At 56.9% G+C, this 22325-nt stretch carries 17 protein-coding genes; 5 read left to right on the top strand and 12 right to left on the bottom strand.

Annotated features, from left to right (window positions below):
* The first annotated feature begins 8 nt into the window (after window positions 1-8).
* The 3 genes from thiM to HV340_RS14955 are packed head-to-tail and all read left to right on the top strand — an operon-like array spanning window position 9 to window position 2365.
* Entirely contained in the window at window positions 9-779 is a 771-nt protein-coding gene (gene thiM / locus HV340_RS14965; protein WP_181216084.1) for a hydroxyethylthiazole kinase, read from the top strand.
* Window positions 776-1576: a bifunctional hydroxymethylpyrimidine kinase/phosphomethylpyrimidine kinase gene (thiD, locus tag HV340_RS14960; RefSeq protein ID WP_025203664.1), complete on the top strand. Its 801-nt coding sequence runs from the start codon at window positions 776-778 to the stop codon at window positions 1574-1576. Before thiM ends, thiD begins: the two co-directional genes overlap by 4 nt.
* Before the next feature lie 42 nt (window positions 1577-1618).
* Window positions 1619-2365 carry a GntR family transcriptional regulator gene (locus HV340_RS14955; protein ID WP_014170861.1) on the top strand — a complete coding sequence of 249 codons (747 nt, stop codon included), beginning with the start codon at window positions 1619-1621 and terminating at the stop codon, window positions 2363-2365.
* On the opposite strand, the gene HV340_RS14950 is transcribed toward HV340_RS14955, so the two are convergent.
* From HV340_RS14950 to HV340_RS14940, 3 genes are read right to left on the bottom strand one after another with little or no spacing between them, the layout of a single operon-like run.
* Window positions 2339-3292, bottom strand: a complete 954-nt coding sequence (locus HV340_RS14950) for a PfkB family carbohydrate kinase (RefSeq protein WP_032680616.1) — start codon at window positions 3290-3292, stop codon at window positions 2339-2341. The two genes, HV340_RS14955 and HV340_RS14950, sit on opposite strands and share 27 nt — an antisense overlap.
* The gene (locus HV340_RS14945) at window positions 3289-4293 is read right to left on the bottom strand and encodes an ADP-ribosylglycohydrolase family protein (RefSeq protein ID WP_059306873.1); all 1005 of its coding nucleotides are present in this window, start codon (window positions 4291-4293) and stop codon (window positions 3289-3291) included. Before HV340_RS14945 ends, HV340_RS14950 begins: the two co-directional genes overlap by 4 nt.
* Window positions 4290-5567 carry a nucleoside permease gene (locus HV340_RS14940; protein ID WP_020883238.1) on the bottom strand — a complete coding sequence of 426 codons (1278 nt, stop codon included), beginning with the start codon at window positions 5565-5567 and terminating at the stop codon, window positions 4290-4292. The genes HV340_RS14945 and HV340_RS14940 overlap by 4 nt, the downstream gene beginning before the upstream one ends.
* A gap of 251 nt (window positions 5568-5818) precedes the next feature.
* Here HV340_RS14940 and fbaB point away from each other — a divergent pair, with 251 nt between their 5' ends.
* Window positions 5819-6871, top strand: a complete 1053-nt coding sequence (gene fbaB, locus HV340_RS14935; protein WP_014170857.1) for a class I fructose-bisphosphate aldolase — start codon at window positions 5819-5821, stop codon at window positions 6869-6871.
* A gap of 54 nt (window positions 6872-6925) precedes the next feature.
* Here fbaB and yegS read toward each other — a convergent pair whose 3' ends face one another.
* The 9 genes from yegS to HV340_RS14890 form a co-directional block, all read right to left on the bottom strand.
* Complete coding sequence (gene yegS / locus HV340_RS14930; protein ID WP_040017963.1) at window positions 6926-7825, bottom strand: lipid kinase YegS; 900 nt, start codon at window positions 7823-7825, stop codon at window positions 6926-6928.
* 248 nt (window positions 7826-8073) lie between these two features.
* Window positions 8074-9435 (bottom strand): tRNA 5-hydroxyuridine modification protein YegQ, encoded by a 1362-nt coding sequence (gene yegQ, locus HV340_RS14925; RefSeq protein ID WP_014170855.1) that lies wholly within the window; start codon window positions 9433-9435, stop codon window positions 8074-8076.
* 154 nt (window positions 9436-9589) lie between these two features.
* On the bottom strand, window positions 9590-9922 hold the full coding sequence (locus HV340_RS14920; RefSeq protein ID WP_014170853.1) for a YegP family protein: 333 nt from the start codon (window positions 9920-9922) through the stop codon (window positions 9590-9592).
* 135 nt (window positions 9923-10057) lie between these two features.
* Window positions 10058-10780 carry a two-component system response regulator BaeR gene (gene baeR / locus HV340_RS14915; protein WP_014170852.1) on the bottom strand — a complete coding sequence of 241 codons (723 nt, stop codon included), beginning with the start codon at window positions 10778-10780 and terminating at the stop codon, window positions 10058-10060.
* On the bottom strand, window positions 10777-12180 hold the full coding sequence (baeS, locus tag HV340_RS14910; RefSeq protein ID WP_020883244.1) for a two-component system sensor histidine kinase BaeS: 1404 nt from the start codon (window positions 12178-12180) through the stop codon (window positions 10777-10779). Before baeS ends, baeR begins: the two co-directional genes overlap by 4 nt.
* Window positions 12177-13592: an MFS transporter gene (locus HV340_RS14905; protein ID WP_014170850.1), complete on the bottom strand. Its 1416-nt coding sequence runs from the start codon at window positions 13590-13592 to the stop codon at window positions 12177-12179. Before HV340_RS14905 ends, baeS begins: the two co-directional genes overlap by 4 nt.
* Window positions 13593-16670 (bottom strand): multidrug efflux RND transporter permease subunit MdtC, encoded by a 3078-nt coding sequence (gene mdtC, locus HV340_RS14900; RefSeq protein ID WP_181216083.1) that lies wholly within the window; start codon window positions 16668-16670, stop codon window positions 13593-13595.
* Window positions 16671-19793, bottom strand: coding sequence for an MdtB/MuxB family multidrug efflux RND transporter permease subunit (locus HV340_RS14895; protein WP_014170848.1), 3123 nt, complete (start codon window positions 19791-19793; stop codon window positions 16671-16673).
* A complete protein-coding gene (locus HV340_RS14890) occupies window positions 19793-21001 on the bottom strand; it encodes an MdtA/MuxA family multidrug efflux RND transporter periplasmic adaptor subunit (RefSeq protein WP_020883246.1) in 1209 nt (402 codons plus the stop codon). The genes HV340_RS14895 and HV340_RS14890 overlap by 1 nt, the downstream gene beginning before the upstream one ends.
* A 729-nt stretch (window positions 21002-21730) precedes the next feature.
* Between HV340_RS14890 and HV340_RS14885 the strand changes: the two genes are divergently transcribed.
* Window positions 21731-22315: a common pilus major fimbrillin subunit EcpA gene (locus tag HV340_RS14885; protein ID WP_020883247.1), complete on the top strand. Its 585-nt coding sequence runs from the start codon at window positions 21731-21733 to the stop codon at window positions 22313-22315.
* Window positions 22316-22325: the final 10 nt, after the last annotated feature.

Genomic DNA, 22325 nt, shown 5'->3' with positions numbered 1-22325 from the left:
GCGATACCATGCAGCCTGGCCTGCTCGATTTACACGTTTTACATCAGTTTCGAACCCGTTTCCCACTTACCCACTGTATGACCAACGATGTGGTACAGACCTTTACGGCCAATGTGTTACTGGCGCTTGGCGCTTCCCCGGCTATGGTGATTGAAGCCGAAGAGGCTGAGCAGTTTTCCGCGCTCGCAGATGCCCTGCTGATTAACGTCGGGACGCTGACGGCGCCGCGCGCCCAGTCGATGCGCCGGGCGATTGAGAGTGCAGTGGCAGCAGGGAAACCCTGGACGCTTGACCCGGTTGCCGTAGGGGCGCTGACGTTCCGCACCCGTTTTTGCCACCAAATCCTCGCCCTGAAACCGGCGGCCATTCGCGGCAATGCCTCGGAAATTCTCGCCCTTGCCGGGATGAGTGCGGGCGGGCGCGGCGTCGATACCGCCGACACGGCGGCAACTGCGCTGCCTGCCGCGCAGGCGCTGGCTCGCCAGACGAATGCCATTGTGGTGGTCACCGGTGAACGGGATTACGTCACCGACGGGCAGCGCACCCGCACGGTCGTGGGCGGTGACCCGATAATGACCCGCGTGGTGGGAACGGGATGCGCGCTCTCGGCAGTCGTGGCGGCGAGCTGCTCGCTTCCCGGTGACCGGCTGGATAACATCGCCGCCGCTTGCGGATGGATGAAACGTGCCGGATCGGCAGCCGTCGCCCGGTCCGGTGGTCCCGGCAGTTTTGCCAGCGCGTTCCTCGACGCGCTCTACACTCTGGAGGAACGGGCATGAAACGGATTAACGCCCTTACCATTGCCGGTACCGACCCAAGCGGCGGCGCGGGCATTCAGGCTGATTTGAAAACATTCTCCGCACTCGGCGCATACGGCTGCTCGGTGATTACTGCGCTGGTGGCGCAAAATACGCGTGGCGTGCAGTCGGTTTACCGCATTGAGCCGGACTTTGTCGCCGCACAGCTGGATTCGGTTTTCAGCGATGTGCGAATCGACACCACCAAGATTGGGATGCTGGCCGAGACCGACATTGTTGAAGCGGTGGCAGAACGGCTTAAACGTTACCAGGTACAAAACGTGGTGCTGGATACCGTGATGCTGGCAAAAAGCGGTGACCCGCTGCTGTCCGCCTCCGCCGTAGAGACGCTGCGAAATAAGCTGCTGCCGCAGGTGGCGCTTATCACGCCTAATCTGCCTGAAGCCGCTGCGCTGCTAGATGCGCCGCACGCGCAGAATGAGCGCGAAATGAAAGAGCAGGGGAATGCGCTCCTGGCGATGGGCTGCGGCGCCGTGCTGATGAAAGGTGGTCATCTTGATGATGAAGAAAGCCCTGACTGGTTGTTTACCCACGACGGTGCGCTGCGTTTCACGGCGCCGCGGGTACAGACCAAAAACACCCACGGGACCGGCTGCACGCTCTCTGCCGCGCTGGCGGCTTTGCGCCCCCGTCGTGACAACTGGGGGGATACGGTCCGCGACGCTAAAATCTGGCTCTCCGAAGCGCTGGCAAAAGCCGATACTCTCGAGGTTGGTCACGGTATTGGTCCGGTACACCATTTTCATGCCTGGTGGTAAGCCGTATACTGGCAACACACACCAGGCCTGAGAAAAACAGAGATGGAACAAGCGCATACCCGGTTAATCGACCAACTGAATGAACGCATTGCCGCCCCGGACAACACGCCGCTGTATCTGAAATTTGCCGAAACGGTAAAAAACGCGGTACGCAACGGGGTGCTGGAGCATGGGAATATACTGCCCGGCGAGCGCGATCTCAGTCAGTTAACCGGCGTGTCGCGCATTACCGTGCGCAAAGCGATGCAGGCTCTGGAAGCCGAGGGCGTAGTGACGCGTGCCCGCGGCTATGGGACGCAAATCAATAACATCTTTGAATACTCGCTCAAGGAAGCGCGCGGTTTTTCTCAGCAGGTGGTGCTGCGCGGCAAAAAGCCCAACACGCTGTGGGTGAATAAACGGGTGGTGAAATGCCCGGAAGAGGTGGCCAGCCAGCTGTCAGTACCGCCAGAGAGCGAGGTCTTTTTGCTTAAGCGCATCCGCTATGTGGATGATGACGCCGTATCGATTGAGGAGTCCTGGGTGCCGGTAGGGTTGATTCACGATCCGGATGCAATTGGGATTTCCCTGTATGACTACTTCCGTAGCCAGAATATCTTCCCGCAGCGTACCCGTTCACGCGTCAGTGCCCGCATGCCGGACAGCGAGTTTCAGACGCATATCCGCATGGATGACAAAATCCCGGTGCTGGTGATCAAGCAGGTTGCACTTGATCAGCAGAACCGGCCCATTGAGTTCAGCATCAGCTACTGCCGTAGCGATTTATACGTCTTTGTGTGCGAGGAGTAACGCCTCGCGCCCTGGCGCGCAGTCGCCGCCGCGGTGGCTAACGACCCAGGCTGCCACTGCATTGCCAAGCGTAACGGCATCAGCCAGCGACCATCCTGCCGCCAGCCCGGCAAGCGTGCCACCGGCGTGGCTGTCGCCCGCACCGATCGTGTCGACGACGGTTGCGGGAAACGCCGGAACGTAGCCCGATTTATCACCCTCATACCAGGCGGCACCGTCTTTATCGTGGCGAATAATCAGCGCAGAACCAAAACGCTGTAGCCACTGCGGGCCGAGTGTTTCAGCTTCCATGCCAAATCGTCCCGCTGCCATCTCGGCTTCCTGGCGATTAAGCGATACCATCGGCTTACAGGCCATGATCCGCGCCATCAGCGCATCAGGAATATCGGCAATGCGCGGCCCAAAGTCGATAAACGCGGTAATGTTTTCCAGGCCTTCCAGCCAGGCCGTCAGACGCTCTCCGCACGGTGACGCCAGCTGATAGCCTGAGAGGTAGACCAGGCTTTCAGACGGCACGTGCAGCGCATCCAGCCAGCGCTGTTGCCACTGGTTCTCCACGCCGCTAAACGACATAAAGGTCCGCTCACCGTCCGGTTCGACCAGCGCCAGACACCAGCCGTTGTCGCCCGTTTCTACTTCGATGACGCTGTGCAGATCCTGTTTGGCCATGGCGTTACGGATGATGTCTGCCCACACTCCGTGACCGACAGGGAGCGCGTTTTGCGCGGCGATCCCGAGCCGTTTCAGCGCAATAGCAATATTCAGCGCACAGCCGCCGATATTGACACCCTGTTGTTTAAGTTCGATATCACACCCGCGCCAGGGCAGGGCATAGGCGTCGGCGATCACGTCGATGACCGCGGCACCCAACACCGTGACCGGGCGAGTGGCGTGCAGTGTTTCAAGGCGTGCAGCAAAAGCACTCATACGCCCTCCCTTTGCTCCCGGAAGTGCAGCAGTTTTTCACAGTAGTGGTTAAAGTCGAGGCGGTTTACGGCGTCGAGTTCCTCCTTGTACGCCGGGTCAATCGCCTGTACGCCGTGAAGCGCACCGCAGATTGCCGTCGCCATCGCGCCGATGGTGTCCGTATCACCGCCGAGGTTGGCGCACAAAATGGCGCAGCGGTTCGGGTCGGTGCCTGCCAGTTCGACCATCGCAATCGCCGCTGGAACCGACTCAAGCGTGCTGGTGCCCGCGCCAATAAGCTGGTAAACCTGCTCGCTGGCGGAATCGATGCCGTTGGCTTCACGCACGGTCTTAAGGGCGAGCTCAATCCGTGCCGCCAGCGATGCGCTGAAGGTGGTTGTTTTCGCTTCTTGTGCGTAGCGGGCAATGCCTGGTAGGGCATCGGCGATGTTCTGCCAGCGTTCACCGTCAATGGCACGCGACACTGCCCAGGCTATCACCACCGCGCCGGCAATCGCGAGGTCGGATTTATGGGTCGGGCTGGAGGCCAGCGCCACCTCTGCGACAAAGTGCTCCAGACGCGTGGCCGGCAGCAGGCAGCCCAGCGGAGAGGCGCGCATCGCCGCACCGTTGGTGACGCCGTTGTTTTCCAGTTCACTGACCGGCTTGCCGTCACGAATGGCGTTAAGCGCAATCTTCGATGTCGGACCTAACACATTCTTGTTAAACGCATCGAACGACTCCGCCCAGTGCAGAATATGTTTGCCGATAACATCCGCGTTGATCTGCCCGTCGCATTCGATAATCGCATCCGCCAGGCATAACGCCATTGACGTATCGTCGGTGAATTCTGCCTGCTTAAAATAGCAGGCGGCGTTATTTTCAGCCGGTCCGGGTAAAAAACGGTCGATCCAGCCGAAGTGCGCTTTGACGCGCTTTCTCGGCCAAAGCTCCGACGGCATGCCCATCGCATCCCCTAACGCTTGCCCGTAAAGGGCACCGAGAACACGTTCTTGTTTCATTTTACTTCCCCTCGTGTCAGCGCGGTATCGCCTTCAACCACCTCAATTGCGGTGATCTCTTTGTCCGATTCGCGGAAAAACAGCATAAACAGCACGGCGATCACGGCAATCATGATCCCTCCGAATGCCCACATTCCGGCCCAGTTGAAGGTCAACCCATTCACCGGCTCTTTGTATGCGAACATTTTTTCCATCATCACGCCGCCCAGGCGGTAACCTAACAGGCTACCAAACCCCTGACAGCACAGCGTAATCAGGCCTTGTGCGGCGGTGCGCATATGCACCGGCGCTTTTTTATCCACGTAGATATACGCGGTCACATAGTAGAAGTCGTAACTCACGCCATGCAGCAAAATGCCGAGGAACAGCAGGGCATAGGTGAAGTACTGGTCGGCACCACCGTAAACAAAGAAGCCATAGCGGATGGCGGCGGTGAGCAGGCCCAGCAGCAAGACCTTCTTAATACCAAAGCGTTTGGTGAAGAACGGCAGCGCCAGCATAAAGAAGATTTCGGAGAACTGGCCGAGCGTCATCCAGCCGGTGGCGTTTTTCATCCCCACTTCGGTGAGATAGCCGTTAGCAAAGATGTAATAGAAGGCCAGCGGCATCGCGAACAGGAATGAGCAGAAGAAGAACACCAGGAAGTTTTTATCGCGCAGCAGGATCAGCGCATCCAGCCCCAGCATGACTTTGAAATCCATCTTGCCGGTACTCTTCGGCGGGGTGTTCGGCAGGAACAGCGCAAAGACACCGAGCAGGGCGGAGCTGCCCGCCGTCATCAGCAGCGGAATATTGGTATCGGAAATGTCGTTATAGCCCATCATCTGCGGCAGAAAACCGCACGCCAGTCCCGAGGCGATCCAGCCAAGGGTGCCCATCACGCGGATACGCGGGAAATCAGCCTCCACATCATCCACATTGGCGAAGGCAATACTGTTGGTCAGCGCAATGGTCGGCATATAGGTCAGGGAGTAAATCAGCAGCAGCGGGAAAAAGGTACTGAACTGGGTTTGCTGTGCGGCGAAGTACATCACGATGGCACCGGCGAACATCAGTACGGCCAGTACTTTCTGCGCAGCGAAAAAGCGGTCGGTCAGTGAACCCACCAGAATGGGGGAGAGGATCGCGGCAATCGCGGTACAGGCATAAGACCAGCCAATTTCCCCGGCGGTAAAACCGCTTTTGCTCAGCCACAACCACAGCGGTACAAACCACGCGCCCCAGATAAACCATTCAACAAACATCATGAATGACAGTTGGACTTTCGTTTTCATTGTTTAATCCTGCATGTCAGAGAGGGTACGCCTTTAACATACCACTTAATAATACCTTTTAAATACCTTTGCGGTGATTGTTTGATCAATGTAACAGTTTTGTTGTACACGAATCGAGCCAGCAGATTGTGCTGAAAAAAAATGCAAATGGTGGAAAATCTGTTAAGTCGGTACCAGGCTTAGTCTGCCCATAACGCTATGGGTCTGGATAAACACTCACCGACATCACGTCGGGCTTACGGGAGCATCACATGACTGATATTGCGCAGTTGCTTGGCAAAGACGCCGACAGCCTTTTACAGCATCGTTGTATGACCATTCCAGCCGACCAGCTTTATCTGCCTGGCCACGATTACGTCGACCGCGTGATGGTTGATAACAACCGTCCGCCTGCGGTACTGCGAAATATGCAGACCCTCTATAATACCGGCCGACTGGGGGGAACCGGGTATCTTTCTATTCTGCCGGTTGACCAGGGCGTTGAGCACTCCGCGGGCGCCTCCTTTGCGGCGAACCCGTTGTATTTCGATCCGAAGAACATCGTCGAACTGGCGATAGAAGCAGGCTGTAACTGCGTGGCGTCCACCTATGGCGTACTGGCCTCCGTATCGCGTCGCTATGCCCACCGCATTCCATTCCTCGTCAAACTGAATCACAACGAAACCCTGAGTTACCCGACCGAATACGATCAGACGCTTTACGCCAGCGTAGAGCAGGCGTTCAATATGGGTGCGGTCGCGGTCGGGGCGACGATCTACTTTGGTTCTGAGCAGTCACGTCGCCAGATTGAAGAAATTTCTGCTGCCTTCGAACGCGCGCATGAGCTGGGTATGGTCACCGTTCTGTGGGCGTATCTGCGTAACTCCGCATTTAAGAAAGACGGAGTGGACTACCACGTTTCTGCCGACCTGACCGGCCAGGCGAACCATCTGGCGGCGACCATTGGCGCGGATATTGTGAAGCAGAAGATGGCGGAAAATAACGGCGGTTATAAAGCGGTAAACTTCGGTTACACCGATGACCGGGTCTACAGCAAACTGACCAGCGAAAACCCTATCGACCTGGTGCGTTATCAGCTGGCGAACTGCTATATGGGACGTGCCGGGTTAATTAACTCCGGTGGTGCGGCGGGTGGCGACACCGATCTCTCCGATGCGGTGCGCACGGCGGTTATCAATAAGCGCGCGGGCGGTATGGGGCTGATCCTGGGCCGTAAGGCGTTTAAAAAATCGATGGCTGACGGCGTGAAGCTGATCAATGCCGTGCAGGATGTGTACCTGGACAGCAAAGTGACTATCGCTTAAGACTTTTTGTAAAACGCTGGCCGGGTCAGGCGTTACCGCCGCCCGGCCACACTGTCAACGCAGAAGCTGGCAGTCCGGTGGCAGCCGGCACTGTAGCGCGCCCGGTAACACCTCAATGCGGAACTGCTTCCCGCTCAGCGGCTCTCCGTCAAGATTAAACGTCATGCCGTGTGGGGCATTCACTTCAAACCACGCGGATTTACCGGCAATAATATTCGGGCTCTCCTCTGGCTGGGTCAGGGTGGTAAACAGCGCAGGCAGCAGGCCATCACCCGTGAAAATACGCAGCTGTAACTGACCATCATTGATCAGCGCCTCCGGGCATAACTGCTGTCCGCCACCGGCCTGACGGCCATTGCCGATACCAATCACCAGCGCATCACCCTGCCACTGAAAGTTCTCGCCGTGAATCTCACAGCGGTCCGGCTTCAGGGTATCCATACGCATCAGGCCATGGATCAGATACGAGACGCCGCCCAGCGCTGCCTTCAGCTTTTCAGGGGTTTCGCTGGTAATGCGCGTCCCGAATCCACCGGTCGCCATATTAATAAAACAGGTTTTTTCATTCACCTGAGCAATATCCACGGCGGTGGCTTTGCCGAGGATAGCCAGCTGCAGGGCTTTTCCCAGTTCTTCGGGGATGCCGGCGCTGGTGGCGAAATCGTTGGCCGTACCGAGCGGCAAAATGCCCATCACCGGGCGGTCGGTTGCAGGAAGATCTATCAGAGCGCCAGCAATTTCATTAATGGTGCCATCGCCCCCGCCAGAAATAATGGTTTCGACCCCGAGCTTCAGGCCTTCGTCGATATAGCGTGCCGCATCACCTTTTTCCCACGTCACTCGTACGTGTATACGCGCACCGTCTTCACGCAAATCCATCACTGCCTGGCGCAACAAATCGTTGCCCGCACTTTTGCCATTGAGAATCAATAAACTGTCTGGATAGATTGCCATCCGCGCTGCTCCCTTTTTTAGCGTTAGTAAGAGTGTATAGCAGGGAGGAAGAAAGCGGGTAAGAACAGGATGAAAGGGAAAAAATAAGCCCGCGTAAGGGAGATTACGCAGGCTAAGGAGGTGGTTCCTGGTACAGCTAGCATTTATGGGTTATGTTTTTCAGCGGGGGGATAATACCCGTATTGAACGAAGCGGTATGTGATCCGATTCTAAGAATTATCCCAGCGCGAAAAAATTTCCCTGCTTGACTATTTACTGTGCGGGTTACGGGTACTTTCACCGTTGAAATTACGCATCAGCAGCGCAAACTCCAGCTCCACTTCTTCGGGTACCGGCAGCCAGACGGTATGGCCGTTGCCTGGCGCCACGTCAATTGCTTCGCCTTTACCGTTTTCCAGATGTTCCAGGGTGAAGTTCATGTTGCCCTGCGGGGTCATCAACTCCAGGCTGTCGCCTTTGGTGAATTTGTTCTTCACCGCCACGGCGGCCAGCGCACCTTTGCGCTCACCGGTAAAATCACCGACAAACTGCTGGCGCTCGGAAACGGAATAGCCATGTTCGTAGTTCTGGTAATCGTCATGGGTGTGACGACGCAGGAAGCCTTCGGTATAACCGCGATGCGCCAGGCCTTCCAGGGTTTCCAGCAGGCTGGTATCGAACGGCTTGCCGGCAGCGGCATCGTCGATGGCTTTACGGTACACCTGAGCAGTACGCGCGCAGTAGTAGTAGGACTTGGTACGGCCTTCAATTTTCAGGGAATGCACGCCCATCTGCGTCAGACGCTCAACGTGCGCAATCGCACGCAGGTCTTTGGAGTTCATGATGTAAGTGCCATGCTCGTCTTCAAAGGCGGTCATGTACTCACCCGGACGTTTGGCCTCTTCAATCATGAACACGCTGTCAGTTGGCGCGCCGATGCCTAAGGTTGGCTCCACGTTGGTCACCGGGATCGGCTCATGTTTGTGGACGATATTGCCGATGTCGTCTTCTTTGCCTTCCTGAACGTTATATTCCCAGCGGCAGGCGTTGGTGCAGGTACCCTGGTTCGGGTCACGCTTGTTGATGTATCCCGAGAGCAGGCAACGACCGGAGTAGGCCATGCACAGCGCGCCGTGAACGAAGATTTCGATTTCCATATCCGGCACCTGCGTGCGGATTTCTTCAATCTCTTCCAGCGAAAGTTCACGAGACAGAATGACGCGGGTCAACCCCATCTGTTTCCAGAATTTCACCGTTGCCCAGTTAACGGCGTTGGCCTGAACGGAGAGGTGAATATCCATCTCCGGGAAGTTCTCCCGAACCAGCATGATTAAACCCGGGTCCGACATGATCAGCGCGTCCGGTCCCATATCAACCACCGGCTTCAGATCGCGGATGAACGTTTTCAACTTGGCGTTATGCGGCGCAATGTTGACCACCACGTAGAATTTTTTGCCCAGGGCATGTGCTTCGTTAATGCCGAGCTGCAGGTTCTCGTGGTTGAATTCATTGTTACGCACGCGCAGCGAGTAGCGCGGCTGGCCAGCATAGACGGCGTCAGCGCCATAGGCGAAAGCGTAACGCATATTTTGCAGCGTTCCCGCCGGGGAAAGGAGTTCCGGTTTAAACATGTTTGTTCTCGTTCTGATGACAGGTCAGATCCGCATGCACCAGGTGCAGCGGTAAGGGGAGATCCCCCACTTTAAGGGCGGGCATTGTAGCGCTGAGGGACAGGGAGGTAAAGCGCCGGGTCGTACCATCGCTAACCCGGCCGGATGCGTGTCGTCAGGTATTGTCTTTTACCGTCTGGCTTGAACCGTTAGTTTTGACCGACGCGATGCCTTTATCTCGCGACTGTTCCGAGGCATACATCTGGCTGCTGCCAATAACCTGATGATTCCCAGCCTTCAGATTGAAGTGGAATTTACCGTTGGTGGCCACTTTCTTCTCATAACGTTCATCAGAAGGGCTATTGGTGCGAACGGAGGCGATACCGTTTTCGGCGGAATTTTTGGTGGTGTAAAGCTCACTGGTCAGGATCGTTTCTCCGTTTCCTGCTTTGAGAACAAACCTGAACTGCCCATCACTGCTTTTGTTTAACTCGAACCAACCAGACATAGGAACTCCTTGAACGAAGTGGAATTATCTGCACCAGTTATCAATAAGCGAACCGGTAATGTGAGTATGGTTGATTCTTCGTTGCTTTCCAGAATTGAAAAACCCGCCAGCAGGCGGGTTCGGTAAGCTAAATGCTCAGGCTATCCTGCAGGCATCGGCTTCCCATCGGTATCCCACGCCATACACCGCGCGGATAAATGACTGCTCCGCATCGAGCGCTTCCAGCTTGCGGCGCAGGTTCTTAATATGGCTGTCGATGGTACGGTCAGTCACGACGCGGTAATCATCATACAGACGGTTCAGCAGTTGCTCGCGGGAGAAGACCTTCCCCGGCTCGTGGGAGAGGGTTTTCAACAGGCGGAATTCGGCGGGGGTGAGATCCAGCAGCTTGCCGCGCCAGCTCGCCTGGAAGCGGCTTTCATCGACGATAAGTGGGCTTTCCGCGTCCAGTACCTGCAGTTCACGATGGGGCTTACAGCGGCGCAGAATGGTTTTTACGCGCGCGACCACTTCACGTGGGCTGTATGGCTTGCAGATGTAATCATCCGCGCCAATTTCGAGGCCCAGCAGGCGGTCGATCTCTTCGATTTTCGCCGTCACCATCACCACCGGCACGTCTGAGAAGCGACGAATTTCCCGGCACAGGGTCAGGCCATCGGTTCCGGGGAGCATCAGATCCAGCAGGATCAGGTCCGGCGGCGTCTGGCGCACATAAGGCAGCACCTGATCGCCATGGCTGATAAGCGTGGGGGCATAGCTTGCCGCGCGTAAATAGTCGATCAGTAACTGCCCGAGCTTCGGCTCGTCTTCGACAATCAAAATGCGTGGCGTGTTTTCGTCAATCGGTAACTCGGTCATGCTTCTCTCGATAAATCCCGTTCCAGAGGTAACTCTACTGTAATGCTTACCCCGCCAAAAGGCGAATGGGCGGCGCGGATCGTGCCATTATGGGCCTCGACGATGTTTACGCAAATCGCCAGTCCCAGACCGGACCCGCCGCTGGCGCGATTGCGGGAGCCTTCGGTGCGATAAAATCGCTCAAACAGTTTTTCCAGCTGTGCATCCTGCACGCCGGGAGCGGAATCCGCAAAGGTCAGGGCAAAATGTCCGTTTTCTTGTTTGCCGGAAATATGCAGGCCACCGCCGCTGTCGGTGTAGCGCAGGCTATTTTCCAGCAGATTGTTGAACAGCTGCATCAGGCGGTCTTTGTCGCCAAACACCACGGCGCTGTCAGGCAGTGAGAGATCGATTTTCAGGTTGCGGCTGGCGAAACGCTCGCGGAAGGCACCGCTTACCACCTCCAGCACGTTTATCACATCGACGGGCGCTTTCTGATAGGCCAGCGCGCCTTCGTCTGACATGGAGAGCTGGTGGAGATCATCGACCAGTTTGGTCAGCGTGCCCACTTCCGCCTGCAGCGAGGCCACCGATTCGGGAGTGAACTGACGCACGCCGTCCTGGATAGCTTCCAGTTCGCCGCGCAGCACCGCCAGCGGCGTGCGGAGTTCATGGGAAATATCGGCCATAAAATCGCGTCGCATCTGCTGGTTTTTTTCCAGGGTGCTGGCGAGCTGGTTAAAGTCCTGCGCCAGCTTGCCGAGTTCGTCCTGGCTACGGGTATCGACGCGGGTGGAGAAATCCCCGGCGGCCAGCTTATGCGTCCCTTCCACCAGCCGTTTAACCGGCGCGAGCAGGCCACGGGCCAGCGGGAAGGTCGCGAGCGCGGCCAGCAGGGTGGAGAGCGCGACAATCAACCAGCTGGTGCGGCGCTGCTGGCGATCAAAGTTGATATCGGTGTTACGCGTCAGGCGTTCAACCGGCGAGGCGATCACCCAGCCGACGGTGGCGTTATTCACTGTGATCGCCCGCTTTGTGCCATCTGGCGGAATGGGCGCGCGCGGGCCAACCAGTACGCGCATATCCTGGTCTATCACCCAGAACTGGGTGCGCCAGCCGTGCGGCGGCATCCCGGGGCCCGGGCGATCGTCACCGGTATCATGCTCAAGCGAGCGCAGGATCTGGAATACGAAGCGGTCGTTATTGCGCAGAAAACGCCAGTTACCGTGCAGGGCATACTGATCGCTCAGCGCATCGCTCAGCCCCTGTAAACGCTGTTCATTTCCATGCTTGATGTAATCAATAAAACCCCGTTCGAAACTGACCCGCACGGCCCAGTGCATGGTGACCAGCAGCACGATACAGGTGGCAAATATCGCCACAAAGAGTTTACCGGTAATGCCCGGACGCCAGAATTTCATGGTGCACTCCTTTTGCCGTGTCGGATAACGACGTTCTTACGGGTATCATCCGGCACTCTGGCGAAGATGAACGCGGGCAGGGCGATAATCACCGCCATGCTGAGATAGGTATACAAAAAGACCTGATGGGCGACCGGCGTGTCGACGCTGAGATGATGCTGTCCGTACATGCCGAGCAGTAAACCGGCAAGGGTCACCCCTACGCTCATGGAGAGCTGCATGATCATCGACAGCAGGCTGTTTCCGCTGCTCGCCAGGTCATCCGGGAGTGCTTTTAACGTCAGGGTATTCATTGACGAAAAGCGCACAGAGTTAATTATGCCCTGGCAGAACAGCACCAGCGGCAACGCGTAGTACCAGCCCAGCAGCGCCACGGCCATAAACAGCAGGCTCACCAGGGCTAACCCAAGCGTCGCGGCAACCAGGACGTGGCGATAACCAAAACGGTTAACCACCTGCACCACGATGCGTTTCATTCCCATGCTGCCAAGTACCATCGGGATCATCATCAACCCGGCGTGAAACGGTGAAAATCCCATTCCAATCTGCAAAAAGACCGGCGTCATAAAGGGCAACATGCCGCTGCCGACGCGCCCGGCAAAGCTCCCGAACAGGCCCAGACGATAGGTGGGGTTTTTAAACAGATCGAGCGTGAACAACGCGCTCTCGTTACCTCTGGCATGCCAGAGGTACCACAGGATAGCGGTAATGCCGAGCGCCACCAGAAGGCCAAGCGTCAGGGCGGAAATCCCGAGGCCTTTTTGGCCATCAAGCGCGAGGGTGAGCATCGCCATCCCCGCCGCCAGCAGGATAAAACCCAGGAAATCAAAGCGCCGGGTCTGCATGGTGTAGTTAGGCATCAGCATCAGGGTGGCAATCGCGCCGATGATGCCCACCGGCAGGTTGATTAAGAAGATCCAGTGCCAGGAGGCATACTCCACCAGCACTCCGCCCAGCGCCGGGCCAAGCAGCGGGCCGACCTGGCCGGGCAGGGTGACGAAGGTCATTGCGGCCATGTACTGCTCGCGGGGCACAATCTTCATCACCGTCAGCCGCCCGACAGGCACCATCATCGCCCCGCCAATGCCCTGTAACGCGCGGGCCATCACCAGTTGATCCAGCGTATTCGCCTGGGCGCAAAACAGCGAGCCTGTGGTAAACAGCACGATGGCGGTGAAAAAGATATTCCGCACGCCCACTTTGTCCGCCAGCCAGCCGCTGGCCGGAAGCATAACGGCCACCGTTAATACATAGGAGACAATCACCATATGCATATGCAGCGGACTCTCCCCCAGGCTTTTTGCCATCGAGGGGAGGGCGGTATTGACGATGGTTGTATCCAGCGACTGCATAAAGAAGCCGAAGGCGACAATCCACAGCTGCCAGCGCACGTGACGTGGGAGGTCGGTCATTTATTCGGTTACCGTCGTTCTGTTTTTACGCGAAAAACGCACCCGCAGACGGTCAAAGAACAGATAGACCACCGGCGTGGTGTAGAGCGTCAGCAGCTGGCTCATCACCAGCCCCCCGACAATAGTGATCCCCAGCGGCTGGCGCAATTCTGAACCGTCACCGCCGGAAATCACCAGCGGCAGCGCGCCAAACAGCGCCGCCAGCGTGGTCATCATGATCGGGCGAAAACGCAGCAGACAGGCCTGGAATATGGCCTCTTCTGGCGTCAGGTTGCCATTTCGCTGGGCGTCCAGCGCGAAGTCCACCATCATGATGGCGTTTTTCTTCACGATGCCAATTAACAGCATGATACCAATCAGCGCAATCAGGCTGAAGGGCGCGCCGAACAGCTCCAGCGCCAGCAGCGCCCCGACGCCCGCCGACGGCAGCGTGGAGAGAATGGTCAGCGGATGGACGTAGCTTTCATAAAGCACGCCCAGCACGATATAGACTGTCGCAATGGCCGCCAGAATCAAAATCACCTGCGAATTCATCGTCTCCTGGAACACCTGCGCGGTACCGGCAAAACTGCCGCGTACCGTGGACGGCACGCCAAGCTGGGTCATCGCACGGTTGATCGCATCGCTGGCCTCAGAGAGGGACGAACCGGCTGGCAGGTTAAAGGAGATGGTCGACGCCGCCGAAAGGCCCTGGTGGTTCACCGACAGCGGCGCGTTCGCCGGCTGCCAGCTGGCAAAGTAAGAGAGCGGGATCGCCTTACCGTCGTTATTAATCACAAACATGTTGTCCAGCGCGCTGATGTCCTGGGTGTAACGCGGGTCCACCTCCATCACCACCTTGTATTGGTTCATGGGCTGGTAGATGGTGGAAATCTCACGCTGGCCGAAGGCATTGTTCAGCAGGCTGTTGGCGGCATCGACGTTAATCCCCAGACGTGACATGGTTTCGCGATTGTAGGTCAGCGCCATTTCTGCGCCGTTGTCCTGCTGATCGGAGTTAACGTCCGCCAGCTGTGGCAGGGCGGCCAGCGCCTTGCGGATCTTAGGCTCCCACTCGCGCAGGGCGGCTAAATCATCAGAGAGTAACGTGTACTGATAGCTGGCGTTTGCCTGACGCCCGCCGACGCGGATATCCTGAACGGCCATCAAAAACAGATTAGCGCCCGGCTCTTTGGCGAGCTTCACGCGCAGGCGATCGATAACCTGCTGGGCGGTTTCATTGCGCTGGTCACGCGGCTTCAGGGTGATAAACATCATCCCACTGTTCACCCGCGAACCGCCGGTAAAGCCGGTTACGTTATCTACCGCTTTATCTTCGCGGATGATCTTCATAAAGTCCTGCAGCTTGCCGCGCATGGCCTGAAACGAAATACTCTGGTCTGCCTGGATCCCGCCCATCAGCACCCCGGTGTCCTGCTCCGGGAAGAAGGTTTTCGGGATAGTAATGTACATCCAGACGTTGAGCACGATGGTGCCAATCAGCACCAGGCCGACAATGCGCGTATGCCTCAGCACCCACTTCAGGGACTTGCCATAGCTCTCCTGCATCGCCAGCAGGAAGCGACCAAACCCCTTACGGCGCGGCTGAGAGTGGGGCTTGCTGCGTTTTAACATCCAGCCGCACATCATCGGCGTGAGCGTGAGGGACACAATCAATGAAATACCGATGGCGACCGAGAGCGTGACGGCAAATTCCCGTAACAGCCGGCCAGGCAGGCCGCCCATCAGCAGTAACGGCAGGAACACCGCCACCAGCGACAGGCTCATCGACAGTACCGTAAAGCCCACTTCACGCGTTCCCTGCAGCGCGGCCTGCAACGGTTTCATCCCCGCCTCCAGATGGCGCGAGATGTTCTCCAGCACCACAATGGCGTCATCCACCACGAAGCCGGTGGCAATCGTCAGCGCCATCAGCGACAGGTTGTTAAGGCTAAATCCGCACAGGTACATCGCCGCGAAGGTCCCTATCAGCGAGACAGGCACTGCCACCGCGGGGATCAGCGTGGCCCGGCCTGAACGCAGAAACAGGAAGACCACCAGAATCACCAGCGCAACGGAGATCACAAGCGTCTGCTCCACCTCTTCAAGCGAGGCGCGAATGGTGGGGGAACGATCCTGGGCAATCTGCAGATCGATTGCCGCCGGGATGGTCTGCTGGAGTTCCGGCAATCTCGCGCGGATACCGTTCACCGTCTCAATAATGTTGGCTTCCGGCAGCTTGCGGATCATCAGCAAAATGGCCGGTTTGGCGTTGGTCATCCCGGCGTTACGCACGTCCTGCACCGAGTCGGTGACGCTCGCGACATCGCTCAGGCGCACCGCCGCACCGTTGTTGTAGTGAATGATCAGCGGCTGGTATTCCGCAGCGGTTTTCAGCTCATCGTTAGTCTGGATCTGCCAGCGGTGGCTACTGTTCTCGATGGCCCCCTGCGGTTTGCGCACATTTGCATTGCTGATGGCAGAGCGCACATCGTCCAGGGAAACACCCTGGTTAAACAGCGCCTGCGGGTTTAAGCCCACGCGCACGGCGGGCAGAGAGCTTCCGCCAACGCTGACATCACCCACGCCGTTAATCTGGGCGAGGGTCTGCGCCAGTTGGGTGGAGGCGAAATCGTACAGCTGCCCCTGCGAATAGGTGTCCGAAGTAAGCGTCAGGATCATGATCGGCGCATCGGACGGGTTCGCTTTACGGTATGTCGGACGGCCCGGCATCCCGCTCGGTAGCAGGTTCTGCGCGGCGTTGATCGCCGCCTGCACATCGCGCGCGGCGCCGTTAATATCCCGGTCGAAGCTGAATTCCAGAATGATGCGCGTGCTGCCAAGCGAGCTGCTGGAGGTCATCTCGTTGACCCCGGCAATTCGCCCGAGTGAACGTTCCAGCGGTGTGGCAACCGACGAGGCCATGGTTTCCGGTGATGCACCGGGCAGCGAGGCGCTGACCATGATCACCGGGAAATCCACCTGCGGCAGCGGGGCCACCGGCAGCAGCCGGAAGCCCAGGACGCCGCACAGGGTGATGGCGAGTGAGAGTAAAATCGTCGCCACCGGGCGATAAATGAAGAGGGCGAAAAACTTCATTTACGCCTCCTCTTCACGTTTCGGGAAGCGGCTTTTCGTCCACAGCGCCAGACGGTCAAACAGCAGATAAATGACCGGCGTGGTGAACAGGGTCAGGACCTGGCTAACCAGCAGGCCACCGACCATACCAATCCCCAGCGGACGACGCAGCTCGGCCCCGACGCCGGTACTGAGCATCAGCGGCAGGGCACCTAACAGGGCGGCGAGCGTGGTCATCAGGATCGGGCGAAAACGCAGCAGGCAGGCCTGGAAAATTGCCTCGCGCGGCGACATCCCCTGCTCGCGCTCGGCGGCAAGGGCAAAGTCGATCATCATGATGGCGTTTTTCTTCACGATCCCGATAAGCAGGATGATCCCAATGATGGCAATCACGTCCAGCTCGCTCCCCGCCAGCATCAATGCCAGCAGCGCCCCCACGCCCGCCGTTGGCAGGGTGGAGAGGATGGTAATAGGGTGAATAAAGCTTTCATACAGCACACCGAGCACGATATACATCGCCACCACGGCCGCGACAATCAGCCAGATGGTGTTGCCCAGCGCGGCCTGGAACGCCAGCGTGCTGCCCTGGAACTGGGTCTGAATATCGGACGGGAAGTTCAGCGTCTTCTCTGCGGCCAGAATGGACTCCACCGCTTCGCCCAGCGAATAACCGTCGGGTACGTTAAACGAGATGGTGGTGGACGGGAACTGATCCAGATGGTTAATCGACAGCGGTGTGTAGCGCTCTTCCACCGTCGCGATGGCGCTGAGGGGCACGATGCCCCCGTCTTTGCTGGTCAGACGCACCGAATCGAGCGCGGCCAGGCCGGGCGTGTTTTCCGTGTTGTGTTCCAGCACCACGCGATACTGATTCGCCTGGGTATAGATGGTGGAGATCAGACGCTGACCGAATGCGTTATACAGCGCGTTATCCACGTCGGCCATGGTGATCCCAAGCCGGCTGGCGGTATCGCGGTTAACGTTCACATATGCCGCCAGCCCTTTGTCCTGCCAGTCGCTGCTGACGTCAGAGAGCTGCGGCAGGGCGTTGAGTTTATCCACCAGTTGCGGTACCCAGGTGCTGAGCGCATCAAGGGTGGTGGCCTGCAGCGTGAACTGGTACTGGGTACGGCTCACCTGAGTATCGATGGTTAAATCCTGAATCGGCTGGAGGTACAGCTCAATACCCGGGACGCGCGCCACGGCAGTTTGCAGGCGGTCGATTACCGTCTGCACGCGGTCGTCGCGATCGTCAAGCGGTTTAAGGTTGATCTGCAGGCGGGCACTGTTTAGCGACGGGTTGGTGCCATCGACACCGACATACGAGGTCAGGCTCTCTACTGCCGGATCTTTCATGATGATCTCTGACACCTGCTGCTGACGCTGCGCCATGTTAGCGAAGGAGACCGTCTGCGGTGCCTGAAGCGTGCCCTGGATAATGCCGTTGTCCTGAATCGGGAAGAAGCCTTTCGGGATGAAAATCCACAGCATAACGCTGAGCGCCAGCGTACCAAGCGCCACGCCAAGGGTAGCCCATGGATGGTTAAGCACTTTCGCCAGCACCCGTCCGTAAGCGGCAATAATGCGTTCGAACATCCGCTCAGAGGCGCGCGAGAAGCGGTTTTGCTTGCGCAGGGAGGCGTGGCTCAGCATACGGGCGCACATCATTGGCGTGAGGGTCAGTGACACCACGGCGGAAATCAGAATGGCAACGGCCAGCGTCACGGCAAATTCGCGGAACAAACGCCCGACGATATCGCCCATAAACAGCAGCGGGATCAGTACCGCAATCAGTGAGAAGGTGAGGGAGATAATGGTAAAGCCGATCTCGCCCGCCCCTTTCAGCGCCGCGGCTAACGGTTTTTCACCTTTTTCGATATAGCGCGAGATGTTCTCGATAACAACGATAGCGTCATCGACCACAAAGCCGGTGGCAATGGTAAGGGCCATCAGCGTCAGGTTATTTATCGAAAAATCGAGGAACACCATGACGGCAAATGTTCCCACCAGTGAGAGCGGCACGGCGACGGCAGGAATGAGGGTCGCCGGGACGTTACGCAGGAACAGGTAGATGATCATCACCACCAGCGCAATCGCCAGCATCAGTTCAAACTGGGTGTCAGTCACGGACGCGCGAATATTGGTGGTCCGGTCAGACAGCACTTTCACGCTAACTGACCTGGGCAGGCTTTCAATCAGTTGCGGCAGCATAGTGCGAATGCTGTCTGCGGTTTCAATGATATTGGCACCCGGCTGGCGCTGGACGTTCATCACGATTGCCTGCTGTTTGTTGGCCCAGGCGCCGAGCCAGCTGTTTTCCGCACCTTGCTCAACGGTTGCCACATCGCCCAGGCGCACCGGCGCACCGTTCTGGTACGCGACGATCAGCTGTCGATATTCATCCGCGGACTGCATTTGATCGTTCGCCGAGAGGGTCACGGCCCGGGTTGGGCCATCAAGCGAGCCTTTCGCCGAGTTGACGTTGGCATTACTGATGGCGCTGCGGATAGTTTCGCTGGTAAGGCCCAGCGCGGCAATGGCCTGGGCATTGAGCTTCACGCGCACCGCCGGACGTTGACCGCCGGCAAGCGTAACCAGCCCCACGCCAGAGACCTGTGAAATTTTCTGCGCCACACGCGTTTCGACCATGTCTTCGACCTGGGTCATCGGCATGGCGGAGGAGGTGACGGCGAGCGTCATGATCGGCGGATCCGCCGGGTTTACTTTGCTGTAGACCGGTGGGTTGGGCAGGTCCGATGGCAGCAGGTTGGTGGCTGCGTTAATCGCGGCCTGTACTTCCTGTTCGGCAACGTCGAGTGAGAGCGTAAGCTGGAACTGCAGCGTCACCACGGATGCTCCGCCGGAGCTTTGCGAGGACATTTGCTTCAGGCCAGACATCTGACCAAACTGGCGCTCCAGCGGCGCGGTGATGGCAGACGTCACCACATCCGGGCTCGCACCCGGATAAAGGGTGACCACCTGGATGGTGGGATAATCCACTTCCGGCAGCGCCGAGACGGGCAGGAAGCGATAGCCAATAATCCCGGCCAGCAGGATCGCCACCATTAACAGCGTGGTGGCAACAGGGCGCAGAATAAACAGGCGTGAAGGCCCACCTGTAGAGCTCGGGGGCATAACCTGCATCAGGACGTCGCTCCCTGCTTAGCAGGCTGTTGCTGGCCTTCAACCACTTCGACTTTCGCCCCCTCGGTGAGACGATCAATGCCGTCGGTAACCACGCGGTCACCTGCGGAAAGGCCGGCGCTGATCACCACCGTCTGGCTGTCCTGAATGCCGGTTTTCACCAGATGCTTGCTGACGTTATTCTCACTGTTAAGCACCCAGACAAAGTTCCCTTCGTTGCCCATCTGCAGCGCCGCCGTCGGGATAACGACCGCATTTTCCTGTGTCGCGACCAGCATCCGCGCATTCACGAACTGATTTGGGAAAAGCGCATCATCCTGATTGTTAAAGCGGGCTTTTAACTTGATGGTGCCGGTGGTGGTGTCAATCTGGTTATCCAGACTGAGCAGGGTGCCTTCGCTCAATTTTTGCTTGTTGGTGCGATCCCAGGCTTCCACAACCAGCCCTTTGCCGGCTTTTTGCGCCTGAACCACGGTTGCGATGTCGCTCTCCGGCAGGGTAAAGACTAAATCGACAGGATGCGTCTGGGTGATGACCACGATACCGGTGGTATCGCCGCTGGAAATCTGGTTGCCAATATCAACCTGCTTCAGACCGACGCGGCCGTCAATCGGGGCGGTGATGCGGCTCCAGTCGAGCTGTAACTGTGCGCTGGCCACGGCGGCTTCGTCAGCTTTAAGGGTGCCCAGCGCTTCGCTGACCAGAGACTGCTGCGTATCCAGTTCCTGACGCGATACCAGGTTGGTTTTCACCAGTTGCTGGTAGCGTGCCAAATCGCGTCGGGCGTTCGCGAGCGTGGCCTTGTCTTTCGCGAGCTGGCCCTGCGCCTGCGCGAGGGTGACTTTAAACTGGCTTGGGTCAATTTCCGCCAGTAAGTCTCCGGCTTTAACCTGCTGGCCTTCCTGGAAGTGAAGCGCCATCAGCTGCCCGTCCACACGGCTGCGAACCGTAACGGTGTTGGCGGCGGTAATGGTTCCCAGCCCGGAGAGATAACGGGGCACCGCTTTATTTACCGCAGTAGCCGCCTGAACGGGAGCCAGCGCACCGCCGCGCATGCCGTGACGTCCGCCACTCGCGGGACGCTGAGATGGGCTGCTGGCACCTGCAGAAGTGTCAGAAGAGTGATTGTGCCAGAACCAGGCGGCGGCAAGAGCCACCACAATGATGCCAGCGGCGATTGCCCAGCGGGATTTGTTACTGCCTTTCATCGTTATACGTTCTCATCCTGAATACTTCGGGGAATGATACTAGTTTAGTCAGGCAACACGGCAGAAAAATGGAGGAAATATGGAAGACTGTCTGGATTTGTCTGATTGGCAGGGGGAGGGGCGCGGCGTGAGACGGCCTTCAAATCGGATCAATTGCCAGTGCGTAATTTACCAGGAATATTCCCTGCCACCTGAAATATTCTTATTATTTATCTGCCGGGTGAGAAACGGAGAAAGATAACAATTGGTTTTATTATTTAATTTGTCTTTAGGAAAATTTCATTATTCATCATGTAAGGATCGGAATATTCTCTGTTATACCAATATTTTTCATCTTGTTATCAAATCATTAACAAACTAATGATTTTTTGCAATGTGACGTATTTATTTGATTTGAAATATGTTTTTGTTATTCCTTTCAATGCACCTCTTTTGATTTGTATCAAAAAGCTAAAACAGTTTAAATTACCTAAAATTGCGATAATTATAGATTTTTATTTTAAAAATGTTATTTAAATGGTTTTATGTTTTTATTTAAGCGATCTCGTCATGAATGATTATGAGAAAAATCCTAACGGCGGAGGGTTTTTTCGTCATTCGATTGGTTGTCCTGAAACATAATTCAAATAATACTTTTTTGGCGCGGTAAATCCCGTTCGCATTTAAATGGAGCTTCCAGGTTATTTATTAAATGGCACCTGGCAGTACGTTTGTTCTCAGGAGATGAAAATGAAAAAATTATTACTGGTGGCCTCTCTGGTTTCTGTATTTGCTGCTGCAAATGCTATGGCTGATGTTACGGCATCTGCCACCGCATCATGGGATGCAACGGCAACGAAAGATACAACCAGCCTGCTGGTCGTGACCCCATTGAACTCGCTGACGTTCCAGTATGCAGAGGGCCTGAATGGGTTTAACACTCAGGATGGCGCTTTTGATGTGACGATTCAGGGACAGGAAAGTGCAACCGATTTTGAACTGACTGCTCAGGTCATCAGCAATACGCTGACCAATGCAAGCGGTGATGCATCTACCCTGAATGTGGGCGTGGCATGGAATGGTCAGGCGCTGTCTAACTCTGCCGAAACCGTTTTGGTGAATGCGGCTTCCACTTCAGGTCTGGAAAGCCTGCTGGCCGATGGAGCCTATAACGGCGCTGAGCGTGTAAGCGATCAGTCCAGCTTCAAATTCTCCATCGCTTCAGCGACTTCTGACGGTTCGACTGCTGTAACTGACTATTCTGCGCTGCCGGATGGTTACTGGACGGGTGACGTAAAAGTTCAGTTCAATGCAACCTGGACCACTCCAGCGTAATGAATATTAA

It is taken from the genome of Enterobacter sp. RHBSTW-00975 (genome assembly GCF_013615235.1).
In the GTDB taxonomy this organism is placed as follows: domain Bacteria; phylum Pseudomonadota; class Gammaproteobacteria; order Enterobacterales; family Enterobacteriaceae; genus Enterobacter; species Enterobacter ludwigii.
This window is presented reverse-complemented; position numbering and strand designations above follow the sequence as displayed.